The organism is Thiomicrospira sp. (genome assembly GCF_014859555.1).
GTDB lineage: Bacteria > Pseudomonadota > Gammaproteobacteria > Thiomicrospirales > Thiomicrospiraceae > Thiomicrospira.
The window spans coordinates 1-14,801 of record NZ_JACUTY010000054.1; the positions used below are offsets into that span (position 1 = coordinate 1).

At 46.1% G+C, this 14,801-nt stretch carries 11 protein-coding genes; 5 read left to right on the top strand and 6 right to left on the bottom strand.

The annotated features are described in order from the left end of the window. Both msbA and IBX48_RS08470 read left to right on the top strand, forming a co-directional pair. The coding region (msbA, locus tag IBX48_RS08465) for a lipid A export permease/ATP-binding protein MsbA (protein ID WP_296833177.1) at positions 1-1,701 on the top strand (1,701 nt) is incomplete at its 5' end. Then, a complete protein-coding gene (locus tag IBX48_RS08470; RefSeq protein WP_296833179.1) occupies positions 1,679-2,638 on the top strand; it encodes a lipid A biosynthesis acyltransferase in 960 nt (319 codons plus the stop codon). The genes msbA and IBX48_RS08470, both read left to right, overlap by 23 nt. Positions 2,639-2,701: 63 nt before the next feature. Here the strand turns inward: IBX48_RS08470 and IBX48_RS08475 are convergent, their stop codons facing one another. The 6 genes from IBX48_RS08475 to IBX48_RS08500 form a co-directional block, all read right to left on the bottom strand. Next, positions 2,702-2,974: a ComEA family DNA-binding protein gene (locus IBX48_RS08475; RefSeq protein ID WP_365942428.1), complete on the bottom strand. Its 273-nt coding sequence runs from the start codon at positions 2,972-2,974 to the stop codon at positions 2,702-2,704. Positions 2,975-3,296: 322 nt separating this feature from the next. Beyond that, positions 3,297-4,277, bottom strand: a complete 981-nt coding sequence (locus tag IBX48_RS08480) for a LysR family transcriptional regulator (RefSeq protein ID WP_296833182.1) — start codon at positions 4,275-4,277, stop codon at positions 3,297-3,299. A 182-nt stretch (positions 4,278-4,459) separates the two neighbouring features. Next, positions 4,460-5,701 (bottom strand): FAD-dependent oxidoreductase, encoded by a 1,242-nt coding sequence (locus tag IBX48_RS08485; RefSeq protein WP_296833185.1) that lies wholly within the window; start codon positions 5,699-5,701, stop codon positions 4,460-4,462. Further along, positions 5,698-6,930 carry an FAD-dependent monooxygenase gene (locus IBX48_RS08490; protein WP_296833188.1) on the bottom strand — a complete coding sequence of 411 codons (1,233 nt, stop codon included), beginning with the start codon at positions 6,928-6,930 and terminating at the stop codon, positions 5,698-5,700. Before IBX48_RS08490 ends, IBX48_RS08485 begins: the two co-directional genes overlap by 4 nt. Then, positions 6,906-8,249 carry a Xaa-Pro aminopeptidase gene (pepP, locus tag IBX48_RS08495; RefSeq protein WP_296833191.1) on the bottom strand — a complete coding sequence of 448 codons (1,344 nt, stop codon included), beginning with the start codon at positions 8,247-8,249 and terminating at the stop codon, positions 6,906-6,908. Before pepP ends, IBX48_RS08490 begins: the two co-directional genes overlap by 25 nt. Positions 8,250-8,292: 43 nt before the next feature. After that, positions 8,293-8,865, bottom strand: coding sequence for a YecA family protein (locus IBX48_RS08500; protein WP_296833194.1), 573 nt, complete (start codon positions 8,863-8,865; stop codon positions 8,293-8,295). Between the two features lie 126 nt (positions 8,866-8,991). On the opposite strand from IBX48_RS08500, the gene IBX48_RS08505 reads away from it, so the two are divergent. Genes IBX48_RS08505 through IBX48_RS08515 form a run of 3 tightly spaced genes read left to right on the top strand, consistent with a single transcriptional unit; the run spans position 8,992 to position 14,757 of the window. Continuing rightward, a complete protein-coding gene (locus tag IBX48_RS08505) occupies positions 8,992-9,261 on the top strand; it encodes a cell division protein ZapA (RefSeq protein ID WP_296833197.1) in 270 nt (89 codons plus the stop codon). Between the two features lies 1 nt (position 9,262). Further along, complete coding sequence (locus IBX48_RS08510; RefSeq protein ID WP_296833200.1) at positions 9,263-11,074, top strand: BamA/TamA family outer membrane protein; 1,812 nt, start codon at positions 9,263-9,265, stop codon at positions 11,072-11,074. Continuing rightward, entirely contained in the window at positions 11,071-14,757 is a 3,687-nt protein-coding gene (locus IBX48_RS08515; protein ID WP_296833204.1) for a translocation/assembly module TamB domain-containing protein, read from the top strand. Before IBX48_RS08510 ends, IBX48_RS08515 begins: the two co-directional genes overlap by 4 nt. The last annotated feature ends 44 nt before the right edge of the window (positions 14,758-14,801 follow it).

Genomic DNA, 14,801 nt, shown 5'->3' on the forward strand with positions numbered 1-14,801 from the left:
GGCATGATTGCGCTCACTATTTTTATGCTAATGGTGATTGCCGCGATGGAACCTGCGACCGCCGCCATTTTAAAAGATTTGGTGGATCGAAGTTTGATTGAAAAAGATCCAGACAGTTTTTTAATCTTACCCCTGATGCTTGCCGGCGTGTTTATTGTTAAGGGTATAGCCGAATACTTTAGTAAAGTCGCAAGCCAGTGGATTGCACAAAAAGCCATTCTGCAAATTCGCGCCGATATGCATCGCAAAATGCAGTTTTTGCCTTTGCCTATCTTTCAGCAGTATTCGACCGGCACCTTAATGTCGAAAATCACCTATGATGTCGCACAAACCAGTAACGCTTTATCCGAGGCCTGGATTGTTATTATTCGTGACTCTTTGATTGTATTGGCGCTATTTGGCTACATGCTTTATATCTCGTGGGAATTAACCTTACTGATGCTATTAGTCGGGCCAGTCGTGGCCTGGATTATTAATAAAGCCAGTAAATTAATGCGCCAGTCGAGTAAACACATGCAAAGCAACATGGGCCAACTCACCCACCAACTCGAAGAAGGCCTGGTTGGCCACCGCGACATTAAAATGTACGGCGCCGAAAACTATGAACAAACCCGTTTTCACCACACCGCCAACGAATTATTTAAAAACACGCTAAGGGTTACCAAAGTCGCGGCGTTAAATGTTCCCTTGGTGCAAGTATTGGCCGCCTTAGCTTTATCCGGCGTGATTTATATTGCGATGCAATTATCCGCGCAGGATGCCTTTACCCCTGGCGAACTTTTATCTTACATTACGGCGATGGCATTAACCTTTGAACCGATTCGTCGTTTAACCAACGTCAACCTGGTAATTCAAAAAGGCATGGCGGCTTCGGAAAGTATTTTTGAATTATTAGATCTACCGGAGGAAGCCAACCCTGGTCAATTACGCTCGGTTATCCAAGGTAAAATTGAATTTAAAAATGTCAATTTTCAATATTTAAATAGTGACAACCTGGCGTTAAAAAACTTTAGTTTAGACTTTCCACCTTACAAAACTACCGCCCTAGTTGGCCAATCCGGCAGCGGTAAAACCACCTTGGTAAACTTGATTGCGCGTTTTTATTTGCCAAGTGATGGTGAGATTTTATTAGATGACACGCCTTTAAATAAGTTTGACTTAAACCATCTACGCCAACAAATTGCGTTTGTTAGCCAAAATGTGGTGTTGTTTAATGACTCTGTGCGCGCCAATATTGCTTACGGTCATACTGAATACGATGAACAAGCCATTATTCAGGCGGCGAAGGATGCACATGCTTGGGAGTTTATTGAAAAGCTGCCGCAAGGTTTAGATACGACCATTGGAGATAATGGTGCATTGTTATCCGGCGGTCAACGCCAACGCTTAGCGATTGCGCGCGCGTTCTTAAAAAATGCGCCTATCTTAATTTTAGATGAAGCCACCTCGGCTTTAGATAATCAAAGTGAAGCGATGATTCAAGTGGCGATGGATAAATTGCGCCGTGATCGCACTGTGATTATTATCGCCCACCGTTTAAGTACGATCGAAAATGCCGATCAAATTGTGGTGATGGAACACGGCGAACTCAAAGAGCTGGGCAATCACCAACAGCTTTTGGCCCTTAACGGACTTTATGCCGGTTTGTATCAACAAGGCGCACTTGAGGAAACAGCAGATGTCTCAAGCCATTCCGTTTAAAAAACAATTTGTATGCCCGCGTTATTGGGGGATTTGGCTCGGTGTCGGTTTGCTACGCCTGCTGAGTTTTCTGCCCTACCAAACCAAGTTTACGCTGGGTCGTGGTTTAGGACGTGCCATGTATTGGCTCGCTGGTGGCCGACGCAAATTGGCTCGTCAGAATATCCGACTGGCCTTTCCTGAGCATTCCGACCCTGAAATTGAAACATTACTAAAAGCACATTTTGCGTCTTTAGGCATCAGCTTAATGGAAACCGCGATGGTTTGGTGGGGCAATTATCGTAAACAGCCAAACAATGGATTTGAGCGCAGCCTGGTTGAATATAAAGGCCTAGAAAACTTTAAGCAAGCACAAGCTCGTGGTAAAGGCGTATTGATTTTGGCGCCCCACTTTACTACGTTGGAAATGACCGGCTTATTTGTGTCTTTTTTAACTCACTTTAACGCGATTTATCGCCCGCATGACAATCCACTAATGGATTACTTGATTGCCAAAGGCCGTTCGATTCCACTTGCTGATGGCCGCTCGGTGCACCCCATTGCAAACCACAACACGCGCGGCATGCTCAAGGTATTGCGCAATGGTGAAAGCATGACAATTCTGCCAGATCAGCGTTATCGATCGCGAGGTCATGTGAAAGTGTCGTTTTTTGGACATATAACACGTAGCAACCCGGCCACATCCAAACTTGCTAAGCTAACGGATTGTGCGGTGGTGCCTTGTTTAACCGAACGCACACCAGATAATCGCTATATTGTGACGTTTTTACCCGCGCTAGATAATTTCCCTTCTGAGAGCGCCGAACAAGACACCCTAAGATTACACGCCATTTATGAGCAAGCCATTAAAGCCAACCCAACGCAATATTTATGGGTACATAATCGTTGGGATTTAAAGCTCAATAAACATGGCGAAATCATTTCGCGCAAGCCTTAATTTGTAAGCAAAAAAAAATCCCGCAACCCAGGCGGGATTTTACACATCAGACTTTTGATCGACTTAAGGAAGATCGCCTTCCAAACGAATGTCATCCGCGTTATCTTCTAGCGTCTTTGCGCCAATACCTTTGACTTTAGCGAGATCCTGAACGCTTTGGAAAGCGCCATGCTGTTCTCGATAGTCAACAATAGCTTGGGCTTTCACTAAACCTACCCCATTAAGTGAGCTGGCAATTTTTTGTGCACTCGCTTGGTTAATATTAACTGGTGCCGCCCAAAGTGTCGCTGAAAAGGCTAAAGCAGCCACCGCCATAAGTAGTTTCTTCAACATCATTCACTCCTTTTATTTAAATAAGCCTTTAGCCATTTAACCAGAATAAGACATAGTCACTAGTTAAAAAAACTTAAGACAAATCCAAGCTAACAAAGCTATGAAATTAAAATAGATAACAAGGCATAAATAGGCGCTAAAAACCATTTTATTTAGTGATAAATTGATTTAAATCAACTATTAAACAAAATATATTATCAAAAGTAAGGTTTTAACCACTATTCGTAGTAATTTAGAGAAAAAAGGCTTTGGGATGAAATGAGTTTAATCACACGCATAGACGCCTTAATCATCTTAATAAAGATGCCTGTACGTGTGATGAACCTTATAAAGGAGTGGTTTTATTATCGTAGTGTGAACTGTAGCGTTTTTTATCGTCGGTGTCTGGCACTTCAAAGCCCTGCTCCACCGCTCTCTCTTTACAGTAAGCCACCGCAAAATCCAGTAATTCACCTACTGCACGATGGCGGAATTTGTGCTTCTGGCGCACATGTGAAAACGGACGACGTAAGGGTGGATTAAGTGGTATCGCTTTTAAGCTACCGAGCTTCAGCTCTTTCATCAAGGTGGTACGCGAAACAATCGCTAAACCTACATCTGCTTCTACCGCCATTTTAACCGACTCAGGCGCACCTAACTCCATTACAATATTGAAGTCGCTCATGCTGAAACCTTGTTCGCGCACGTAGGTATCAATGACTGAACGCGAGCCAGAGCCTTCTTCGCGGTTAATAAAAGGGTATTTACGTACATCTTCGATCGTGACCTCGCTACGTTTAGCGAGCGGATGATCGATTGGGCAAATGACTTGCATTTCGTCAATTCGGCAAACTTCGACTTCAAGGTTTTTGTTATTCACCGGCGCTTCAACCAAGCCCAAGTCAATCATATTGTTTTCGACCATAGATACAATCGCATCAGTATTACCGACTTGCAAACGAATGTTGACATCTTTGAACTGCTTTTTAAACGCCCCTAACAAACAAGGCAACATGTATTCGGCAATGGTGGTACTGGCGCCGATCACCAAGCTCCCCGATACTTCCCCGGTTAAATCACGCACCTGCGAATTCATTTTTTCATACATCTCTAGGATGTTGTCTGCAAACTCATACACTACGCGCCCGGCATCGGTCAGGGTGATTTTATTGTGTGTTCGATCAAATAAGCGTGTATTAAAGAAATCTTCGAGCTGTTTAACTTGAAAAGTGACCGCAGGCTGAGTCATATGCAAGGTTTCCGCCGCTTTGGTGAAACTCATGACTTTGGCTACGGTATGAAACACTTGGAGACGTCTATCGGCCATTGCGTTTACCCTTACTGTTAGATAGATTTTTCATAAAATAAATTGATCATAGGAATATAGGCGTTAATGACAAAAATGTCAAAGTAAACTTAGTTTTTAGCCGCCACCAGGCCTGCTTGTGAGATTTTCACGCCAGTGAAACATTCGATTCTGCGCCCCGTGTACCGCACAATTGGCTTGATTTATCGGCGTGGTTTTTTGGCTAGAGCTGGCAACGGATTTCGTCCGTATAAAGCTTGCTGAATTAGCCAGTTTTTCAGAGGCTTAGCTACATTTGCTAAAGGTAATAAAACTTGACGCAACTGATCTTTAATTCCATGATCGGATTTAAATAACCAATCAAAGCCTTCCATCGCTCGCTGCACAATTACATTGTCACCTTTACGCCAGCGTTCGTAACGACGCAACACGGCGTGATCACCTAAGTATTCGCCCGCTTGCTTTGCTTGCAATAACACATCCACCAAAGTCGCCGCATCCAGCAAGCCCAAATTCACGCCTTGGCCCGCTTGCGGATGAATCGTATGCGCCGCATCCCCCACTAATGCTAAATTAGGTTTTACATACTGCTGCGCATGACGACGCGTTAACGGAAACGCGGCGCGTTGCCAAGTTTGGGTAATGTCGCCTAAACGACCGTCCGACGCTTTAAACAACTCGGCACGATAATCCTCTTCGGATAAATCCAGCGCCCACTGCATTTTTTCAACCGGTAAATACCAAGCAATCGAGCTGACATTTTCATCCATCGCCAAATAGGCAAATGGCCCGTTGGCTTGGTAACGCTGCCAACAGGTATCTTGATGGGGCGCTTGCGTCCGCACACAACCTACCAGCGCGCATTGAGCATAATCATGTTGATCTAACCCTATGCCAGCCAGAGTGCGGACTTGAGAAAAAGCGCCATCCGCCCCCACTAGCAAGCTCGCTTGAATATCACCCAAACCTTCCACCGACAACCAGGCCTGGTGGTTATCAAACCGTAAACTTTGCAAGTTATGGCCGCAAAACACTTGCACACCTGCGGTTTGTAGTTGCTCCCACAAGGCGGCTTGAATCACTTGATTTTCCACCACATAACCTAAATTAGGTTCGTTTAGCGAGGCGGCATCAAAATTGATTTCGGCATCACTGGCGTCTTCCCAGATACGCATCGCAACAAACGCATGTGCTCGGCGTTGTTCTATGCCTTGCCAAGCCTTTAAATTACGTAAAATATTTTCTGATGCACGCGTTAACGCGCTCACACGCGGTTGATAGGGTTCACTATCTGACCAGCTCAAATCAGGTTCGGCACGTTCAAGTAACCCAACTTTCACCCCGCCTTGCGCTAAACCCAATGCGGTGGCGGCACCGACCATGCCGCCACCGACAATCACCACATCAAACTTTAACGGATCTTGTGAATGAGTAGCCTGAGTCATCTTTCAGCTCCCTGTTTTGCGCCTTGCATCGAAAATCGAGCCAGACGTCGTTTCAGTTTGGGTAAGGCCTGCAAGGTCATCAGCGTCAATCCGCGTGCATGGCCAACCAGCGGTGATGGATGTTCAAAAATACGAATGAGGCTATCGGTTAATCCCATCACTTTTTGATGGTCTTGTTGACGTTGCTGTTCGTAATGCGCTAAAAACGCCGGATCGGTTAAATTCACCAGGCCTGGTTGTAGGCCTTTTAAAAAGTCTTCTACATCTCGCAAGCCTAAATTTAAACCTTGTGCCGCCACCGGATGTTGCGTGTGTGAGGCATTGCCCATCAACACGGCATGGCCTTTTACCACACCTTTAACATAGGTTTCTTTAAGGGGATAAGCGACGCGCGGACTCAGGTTTTGATAGGCTCCAAAACGCTCGCCCATTTTTTGGCTGAAGGCTTGGAGAAAGTCAGCGTCCGACAAACTCAACAATGCTTGGTAATTGGCATCTGACACCACATAGACCAGCTTGTGCGTCGCCGTATTAAGCGGTAATAAAGCCACCGGGCCTTCGCTGGTAAAACGCTCAAACGCCCAGTTTTGATGCGGCTTTTCGGTATCCACCTGCGCCAAAATCGCCCAAGCACCATAGGTTTTCTGTTGCAAAGTTAAGCCCATGATTTGACGAACTTGCGAATCCGTGCCATCCGCGCCCACCACCAAACGTGCGCGGCGTTCGATAACTTGCTCGCCTTGCTGCAAGCTCACTTGTACCCCACCCGCTTGCTGTTTAAAGCTTATAAGCTTGGCCGGACAATGCAACTGAATCGCCTTATTGGCTTGCACCTTCTGCCATAACACACGCCCTAAATCGCTGGCACGAATGCTATAACCTAACGCTGGTACATCCAATTCATCTGAATGCATCAACGTTAAACCCAAATAACCTTGTTGCGACACGTGTACATGGTGAATTTCGGTAACGTAATCTTGCAAATCCGCCCACACATTTAAGTCTTGCAAAATTAAACGTGAGCCTTCAGACAAGGCGAGCACCCGACCATCAAACGAATTTAGCTGACCGGATTCGGGCGCAATCACTTCAATTAAATCCACTTTTGCGCCACGTTGCGCCATGCCTAATGCCAGCGTTAAGCCCACTGGGCCACCGCCTGCAATCACTAGATCGCAGTCATATTGTGTTTCAGATAAGGTGTTCAAATCCGGTTGGTTTGCATCCACAGCTCTATCTCCTCCACACTACGCGGTAATCGCAGCGCGCCTTGGGTTAATATCTCGTGACCCGTTTCAGTCACCAGCACATCATCTTCAATTCGAATACCGATACCCTGCCATTGTGTTTCGACATCTTTTACACCGCGTGGGATATAAAGCCCTGGTTCAACCGTCACCACCATACCAGGTTCAAAACAACGCCATTCGCCGTTGATTTTATAACGCCCGACATCATGCACGTCTAAACCTAACCAATGCCCAGTGCCGTGCATAAAGAAACGTTTAAAGGCTTCTTTTTCCAATAGATCATCAAGTTCACCCTGCAAAATTCCCAGCTCAATTAAACCCGATGTAATCACTTCGGCGCTGGCCTGATGCATTAAGTGATAAGGCCGCCCTGGCTTCACCGCTTTAATCGCGGCTTGCTGGGCTTTGAGCACCAGATTATAGAGTTGTTTTTGCGGCTCACTAAAACGTCCGTTGACCGGATAGGTATGGCTAATATCGCCCGCATAACCTTGCCATTCGGCACCGGCATCCAACAAAATCAAATCGCCATCTTGCAAGACCGCTTGGTTTTCGGTGTAGTGCAAAATGCAGGCATTTTCGCCCGCGGCTGCAATCGTGTTAAACGCCACGCGCGGCGAGCCTTCTTGGCAAAATGCGTGCTCTATCGCGCTTTGGATTTGATATTCATAAGCACCAGGCCTGGTGGCTCGCATCGCAGCCAGATGTCCGGCTACCGATATTTGGGCGGCTTGGCGCATAATCTCTATTTCTTGTGGTGATTTAAATAAACGTTGCTCATGCAAAATCGCATCTAAGTCATTCAAGCTGGTTGGCACGGTCACGCCTTTGCGCACTTGAGTTTTGAGCTCAGACAACCAATCTGCCATGCGTCCACTCCATTCCTCCAATTGGCCAAAACTAAAATAGACTTGTTCGGCATGGGTTAAAAACTGGGGGGCAATTTCGTCCAGCTCGTCAATCGACCAGGCCTGGTCGAGCTCTAACTGAGCTGGCGCATCTTCCACACCTAAACGTTTGCCTTGCCAAGTTTCTTGCTCGGGGTCTTTCGGTCGGCAGAACAACCAGGCCTGGTGATGATCTTGATCATAATCCGTGTCGGCCAAAACCTCCGCACGAATTAACACCAACACCGAATCGGGTTCGGTAAAGCCGGTAAGATAAATAAAGTCGCTCTCCGCTCGAAATGGATATTCCACATCTCGGTTACGAATTTGCTCTTCGCCAGAATGGATTAACGCCACACTGCCAGCGGGCAATTTTTCGAGCAAATCTTGGCGACGTTGAGTAAAGTTCATAATCGGTTTCCGTGAATAACCTGGCGAATAAATTTGTTTAAACTTAATGCAATATGGGTTTTTTATCCGAATCCGGGATCGGAATAGGTTGTTGCGGAATCGGATTAAGTTCGTCATACACCATAATCACCCCCATACGCACAAACTCAACCAGTTCGATTAAATTATCATCGGCTTTGTCATCGGGTTCATCCGGTACATCTAACAAGGCTATTTCACCGAAATCATTCAGCAGCTCACTGACTTCGCGCGATAATTCACCCAAACTGCCCAATCCCATGCCATATAAAAAGCCTTCACACCATTCAGCCAAATGGCGAGCACGCTGAGCCAAAGGTTCATCGTCGGCGGGCATCAGCATTTCAAAATCACATTCTGCGCTATTTAAACCGGCTAAAGTGTCGATATAAAGCTGGTGTAATGCGACCAAAAATGACTCTTTAATCGCGCCCATTCCAGACTCGTCAACCAGACGTTTAATCCATTGCGCTTCGGTGATACTGGGCGTGCTGCAAACCTGACCCACCAACATTCCTTGCACAAACGAGGCCGACTCTAATTCTGAATAAGGCTTAAATGCCTCCGCATATTCGTTAAAACTTAACTTTGTGTTCATCTAAAACTGTCTTTTGCTACAATAATTAAGGCGCAATCATATCATAGGCTTTTAACAAAAGCCTATCTGGGCACGCCAACCCAGCCCGCGTTTTTATGACAGCACGACTCTTAAGGAGCACGCAAAATGCTACACCTCACACTGATGAACCATCACTTTGAAGTCCCTTGTGAGGATAGCGAACGTGAAGCACTGGTCGAAGCCGCCACCCTACTTGAAGACAAGCTTGATCAAGTCACACATTTAAAAGGCGAAAATAAAATTCTGATGGTTGCGCTCAACCTCTGCTACGACTACGTGCAAATGAAGCGCGATACCATGCAATATTCCGACCATTTAGAAAAACAACTCGAAGGCTTGATGCAAAGCCTAATCGAAGAGTCCTCGACTAACTAACATGTGGCTCTTTCGCCTAGCTCAAACTTCTCAAGTATCTCTCACCTACCGCTCATTACACCAAATTAACCGGTTAATTTGGTTGACGGGTTACTTGGTGGGCTTGAGTGTGTTTGCAAATCCGCTTCTTGCACAGCCCAACATTGAAGTACGGATTGATCTCAGCACGCCCAATCAAACCGAGCTTTTAAAAGAATTGCGCGCTAATTTATCAATTGCGCACCTCAATAATGATGCCTATCCGGCACAGACCAATTTTCTGTTTGGGCGCGGCGAGAGCGAACTGCTGAATACGCTAAAAACGCAGGGTTATTATCAAGCTAAAATTCAAAGCGAACTTGAACGTTTAGACAAGGTAACACGTGCCCGATTTAATATTGAACTGGGTTCACCCGTTAAAATTCGTCAACTAGAGCTTCAAATTAAAGGCCCAGGAAGCGATTTACGTGTTTGGCGGCAATATCGTCAATTTGATCTGCGCTTGAAAACCGGCCAGGTATTTAAACATCAAAATTACAGCGACACTTTAAGAGATCTTACCAATTTGGCGCTGGATCAAGGGTATATGGATGCCGATTTTGAACTGCACGTGTTTCGAGTCTACCCGCACCAAAATGCGGTCGACATTCAAATTCACCTAAACACGGCCACTTCTTACCAGTTTGGCGAAGTAAATTTCATCGGAAACCAAGCACTGAATGATGATTTCCTCGCCAAATTTGTCGAATTCCGCCCGGGCGACAGTTATCAACGTGATGCCTTAGCTGACCTGCAAAAAAGCTTAATCGACAGCGGTTATTTTGGATTGGTTAGGATTGAACCACAGTTTGCGAACCAGCAAGATGGCGCGATTCCGATTCAAATCGAAGTAGAAGATAATTTACGTCATCGTTATAACGTGGGCGGCGGCTTTGGCAGTGATACCGGCGCACGCATTATATTCGGGTTTGAGAATCGCCTCGTCAACCAACAAGGTCACAACTATCAAGTCGAAAGTGTGATCGGTGAGCGTGCGCAATCTTTTGACATTAGCTACCGACTTCCAGGCCAGCGCCCCAGTAAACAAAACTGGAACATCGGCTTAGGCTGGGAGGCGACCCAATCAAGTAGCTTGAAACGATCACGCACTGCGTTGACGCCTGAATACGTTTACCAAATCGACCGTTACTGGCGACTTAATCCATTTGTATCTGCAGAAACGGAAACCTATCGTTACCAAGACCAACAAGATGAAACCAGTCAAACTTTGCTATCGGGTGTAAATTTACAAAAACGCAAACTCAATGATGAAGCTTATCCGTCTTCGGGTTATCGTTTAGATATCGGTGCTCGAACCGCACTCAAACAAGTTTTGTCAGACACCGAGTTTCAGCAACTTGAACTCGGTCTACGTGGCGTGATCTCGCCGATCGAATTTTGGCGATTCCATGCACGTGCAAGAATGGTTGTGACCGAAGCCAGCGAATCCGAAACCCTGCCGGCAACCTATCGTTATTTGCTGGGTGGTGAAAGCTTGCGTGGTTATGGATTTGAATCCATCGGCATTGAAACCGATGCAGGCCTGGTGGGCGCTAAAAACATGATGTTAGGCGGCATTGAAACTGATTATCGGTTTTCTAAATACTTAGGTATGGCCGTATTTAGTGATGCCGGTCAAGTATTTAATGATCAACCCAATGAGTTTAAGGTCGGCGCTGGCTTTGGTTTACGCGGCTTTACCCCGGTCGGCACCGCTAAACTGGATATCGCTTGGCCGATCTCTGAAGACCAACAAAACTGGCGTTTGCACTTTTCAATTGGATTGGATTTATGATGAACCGACTAAAAACCTGGACAATAGGTTTGCTGAAATGGAGTCTAATCAGTGCATTGGGATTGATGACACTGAGCGTCATAACCCTTGCTGGTTTGCTAAGCTGGTTATTACTGTCTTCACAAGCTCCCAACCAGCTTTGGCCTTATCTTGACAAGCTAACCAATGGCCAAATCAGCGTCCAATCCAGTCAAGGCCGCCTGCTAGATGGACTTGAAGTTGAGGGATTAGTGATTCAAACAGCGCAACTGCACCTACAGATCGAACAGCTGTCATGGCAGTGGCAACTTTCAGCCTTATTAAAATCAGAATTACACTTTAAAAAACTACATATTGGGCAGGCTGAAATCCAGATCACATCTGAAAACTCCAGCGATTCACCCCCCCAGCCAACAGTCGAACCGTTTGGTTTTGTCGATTACTTAAGCTGGGCTTTAAACGTGGACCAACTCAGCTTAAATCAAGTGACACTCCAAATCGATCAGCAACCGGTGCAACCATTGCCTACACTTTCGACTGGTTTGCAATGGCGTGATCGCCAACTTCAGTTAACCGATTTAGCATTAGATTATGCACCCTACCAGCTAAATGGCGATGCCTTGATTGGCTTTAGCAGCGCCCTTGAGTTTAAGGGCGAGATGAGCATGCAGCTGAAGGGTTTGGCGGGTTTAGATCAACTTTACACACCTAACCCGTATTTAGCTTGGCAAGCCCAATGGCGTGGCCAACTTGATGACTTAAGTGTGGATTTGAAGTTAACTCAGCCCTATCGCCTTGAATCACAACATCGAATTCAGCAAAACGCTGGGCTTATTGAGGTAGCGTCCAATTGGTTATCGCTTGAGGCACAATTCACTCCCGAATGGAAACTGCATCAATTAAACGGCCACAGTCAGCTCAGTTACCAAACCGAATCAAAACAACTGACTAGTCAAGCCGACCTAAGTTTCGTGTTAAATGACTTACCCAGCACAAGCCTAGCTTGGCAAACTGAGTTGGATAATACCCAGCAACTTACGTTCGACTTGCAAGCCCAATCCGAACAGATGGGTTCAATCAAATTCAATGGGCAAACCCATTTATCACTAGCCAGTTTGGATATCACGCTGGATGCGCAAGCGTTTCGTATCGACTGGTTGCTACCGGAGTTAGACTATCAACTCGACACCCAACTGCATTACCAACTGCGCGACTTAACGCAACGCGACAGCCAATTAAATGTGACCACTTTCAATTTAACCGGCTTACCTGAGCCCTTGCAATTAAACGGTCAAGCCGACACTAAGCGGATTAACGACACGGACTATGCCCTCACCATTCAAAAACTCAACTTAAGTTACGGTGCTCACAGCGGTCGAATTGATGCCAACATCGCCACCAACCCGCAGTTAACCAACATACAAATAAACCAAGCTCAAATTCAGCTAGGCGACAATCGAGTGCAACTGAGTGGCCGCTGGGCGGAAAGCTTGGATTTAACCCTGCGCGCCCAGCTCAATCAACTCAATCAGCTGATGAGCGAACTCAGTGGTCAAGCCGAGTTAACCCTGCAAGCGCAAGGTCAGCGTGATGGCACAAGTAAAAGCCTGCAATTTAGCGAAGGCTGGGCGGATTTAAATGCTGATTTAACGCAACTGCGTTATCAAGATTTCCAATTAGACCAAGCCCAACTGTCATCTCGCATCCCGCTCAACCAACCGGAATGGGTGGAATTTGATTTACAACTAAATCAACTGGTTCAAAATTCAGTAGATACAGACCTCGCCACACTATTTATTAAACAGCTTAACTTAACGCGCCAACCTCAAAATAAGGGCTTGGTAACGGAGCTGCAATGGCAACATCCGCAACTGGCACTGGAAGCACAATGGTTTGAATCGAGTCCAAATTGGCGCGAACAAACCCTAGGCTTAAACTGGTTAGAAATTAGTAACGACATCACAGGCCATTGGCGTTTAAATAAACCAACCGACCTTAATTGGCAAGCGCCACAGCAGGTACTTTTGCCACAAACTTGCTTGCGATCCGATCAAGATCCGCTCGCCCAATTGTGTTTTGAACTTAAAGCTCAGCAAGCTAACTGGCAATTTAATGCCTTGCCGATTATCGAATGGATCAAACCCTGGTTGCCTGATAACTTGCAACTTGACGGTCGCTTAAATGGTGAGGGTCAGGCCAATTGGCAAACCGACCTGAATTTACGTCAAACCCTTAACCTACCCCAACTCAACCTGCGTCTGATGCAACAAGGACATGAATGGCCTCTGACGGTAACCAACTGGCAAACCGAACTCACGCTTGCAAAACAACAAGCTCAGTTAACCAGCCATGCCAGCTTAAATGATACCGGTGGATTCAGCGCACAAATCAATCTGCGCAACCACCAGGCCTGGTTGCAGGCTGAACTGGATGGCCATTTAAGACTACAACTTAACGAATGGCAAATAGACGAGCGTTTAGCCGAATTGATCACACTGCATAAAACTGAGCTCAACCTAGAAACCGCCCTGTTTGGTCAGCTTAATCAAATCGAACACGACACGCGTTCGCGCATGGCATTGGACTTTGACCTGCCAATATTGGGGTTAACAGACCAGTCAATCAATTTACAAGCACAAATTGGCGAGCAAGCTATTAAAGCGCATGGTCGCTGGCATCAACCGGATAAACGCCAAGCCGAAGTTAGCTTTAGCTTAATGGATTTACAAACCAAACCGCAATTACAGCTCACCCTAAACACTGAGTCGATTGAACTGCTAAAAACCAACTTTGCTCATTTGAATACCCAAGCCGAGCTAACTTTTACATTAAGTGACGGCCAAGCTCAATTAAACGGTGGCGTGGAACTGCATGACAGCTATGTCAATCTTGATTCCATGCCCCTGCATCAACAAGCGCGACCACATAGTGATGAAATAATCATTAACGAATACAACCAGCCTATCGGTCAAGACGACTCTAACCTGATTTTTAGTTGGGATTTACGTATGGGATTTGGCGACCAAGTCAAAGTTAACTTGCTGGATGCACAAGCCTTTTTGGGTGGTGAATTGCGTTTAGTGCAAACCGAACAAGATCGGAATATGCGGGCATTTGGTGAAGTGTTGTTACGCCATGGCCATATCAATTTAGATCGTCGCAACCGGATCCAAATTGACCGATCCAGCTTTAACTTCACAGGTGTCATCGCAAATCCAGCGCTGAACGTCAACCTATTCCGCACGGTTGATCAAACCACCGCACGTTTAAACATTACCGGTAGCACCAGCCAACCCGGCTTTGTGTTTTACTCCACGCCCACCCTATCTCAAGCGCGCATTATCAATCTGCTGGTATTTGGGCGCGCGGGCGATTTAGAAACCGAACCCAACTACGAATCGCAAGTTTTATCCGCCTTTTATAAACTCGGGATACAGAATAATACGCCGGTTTTAAACCAGCTTACGCGAACACTCGGGATTGAAGATATTTATTTTGACGTGCAAGATCAGCAAGTTAGCAGCTTATTACTAGGCCGAGCTTTAACCGATGATCTATATGTGCGTTATGCACGCGATTTATCCGGCCAACAAAACAACGCAGTACAGATTTTCTACCAAATCACCCCTAACTGGCTGCTAAAAAGCGACAGCCGAGACAGCAGCAGCTCAGTGGACCTAATCTTCCGCAAGGAAACCGAATAGGTTCTACAAACCGAATAGGTTCTACAAACCGAATAGGTTCTACA

Excerpts from the sequence above, each read along its gene's own strand:
- IBX48_RS08480 (WP_296833182.1), bottom strand. The coding sequence starts at position 4,277 with ATGGCCGATAGACGTCTCCAAGTGTTTCATACCGTAGCCAAAGTCATG.
- IBX48_RS08505 (WP_296833197.1), top strand. The coding sequence starts at position 8,992 with ATGCTACACCTCACACTGATGAACCATCACTTTGAAGTCCCTTGTGAG.
- IBX48_RS08485 (WP_296833185.1), bottom strand. The coding sequence starts at position 5,701 with ATGACTCAGGCTACTCATTCACAAGATCCGTTAAAGTTTGATGTGGTG.
- IBX48_RS08470 (WP_296833179.1), top strand. The coding sequence starts at position 1,679 with ATGTCTCAAGCCATTCCGTTTAAAAAACAATTTGTATGCCCGCGTTAT.
- IBX48_RS08500 (WP_296833194.1), bottom strand. The coding sequence starts at position 8,865 with ATGAACACAAAGTTAAGTTTTAACGAATATGCGGAGGCATTTAAGCCT.
- IBX48_RS08515 (WP_296833204.1), top strand. The coding sequence starts at position 11,071 with ATGATGAACCGACTAAAAACCTGGACAATAGGTTTGCTGAAATGGAGT.
- pepP (WP_296833191.1), bottom strand. The coding sequence starts at position 8,249 with ATGAACTTTACTCAACGTCGCCAAGATTTGCTCGAAAAATTGCCCGCT.
- IBX48_RS08510 (WP_296833200.1), top strand. The coding sequence starts at position 9,263 with ATGTGGCTCTTTCGCCTAGCTCAAACTTCTCAAGTATCTCTCACCTAC.
- IBX48_RS08475 (WP_365942428.1), bottom strand. The coding sequence starts at position 2,974 with ATGATGTTGAAGAAACTACTTATGGCGGTGGCTGCTTTAGCCTTTTCA.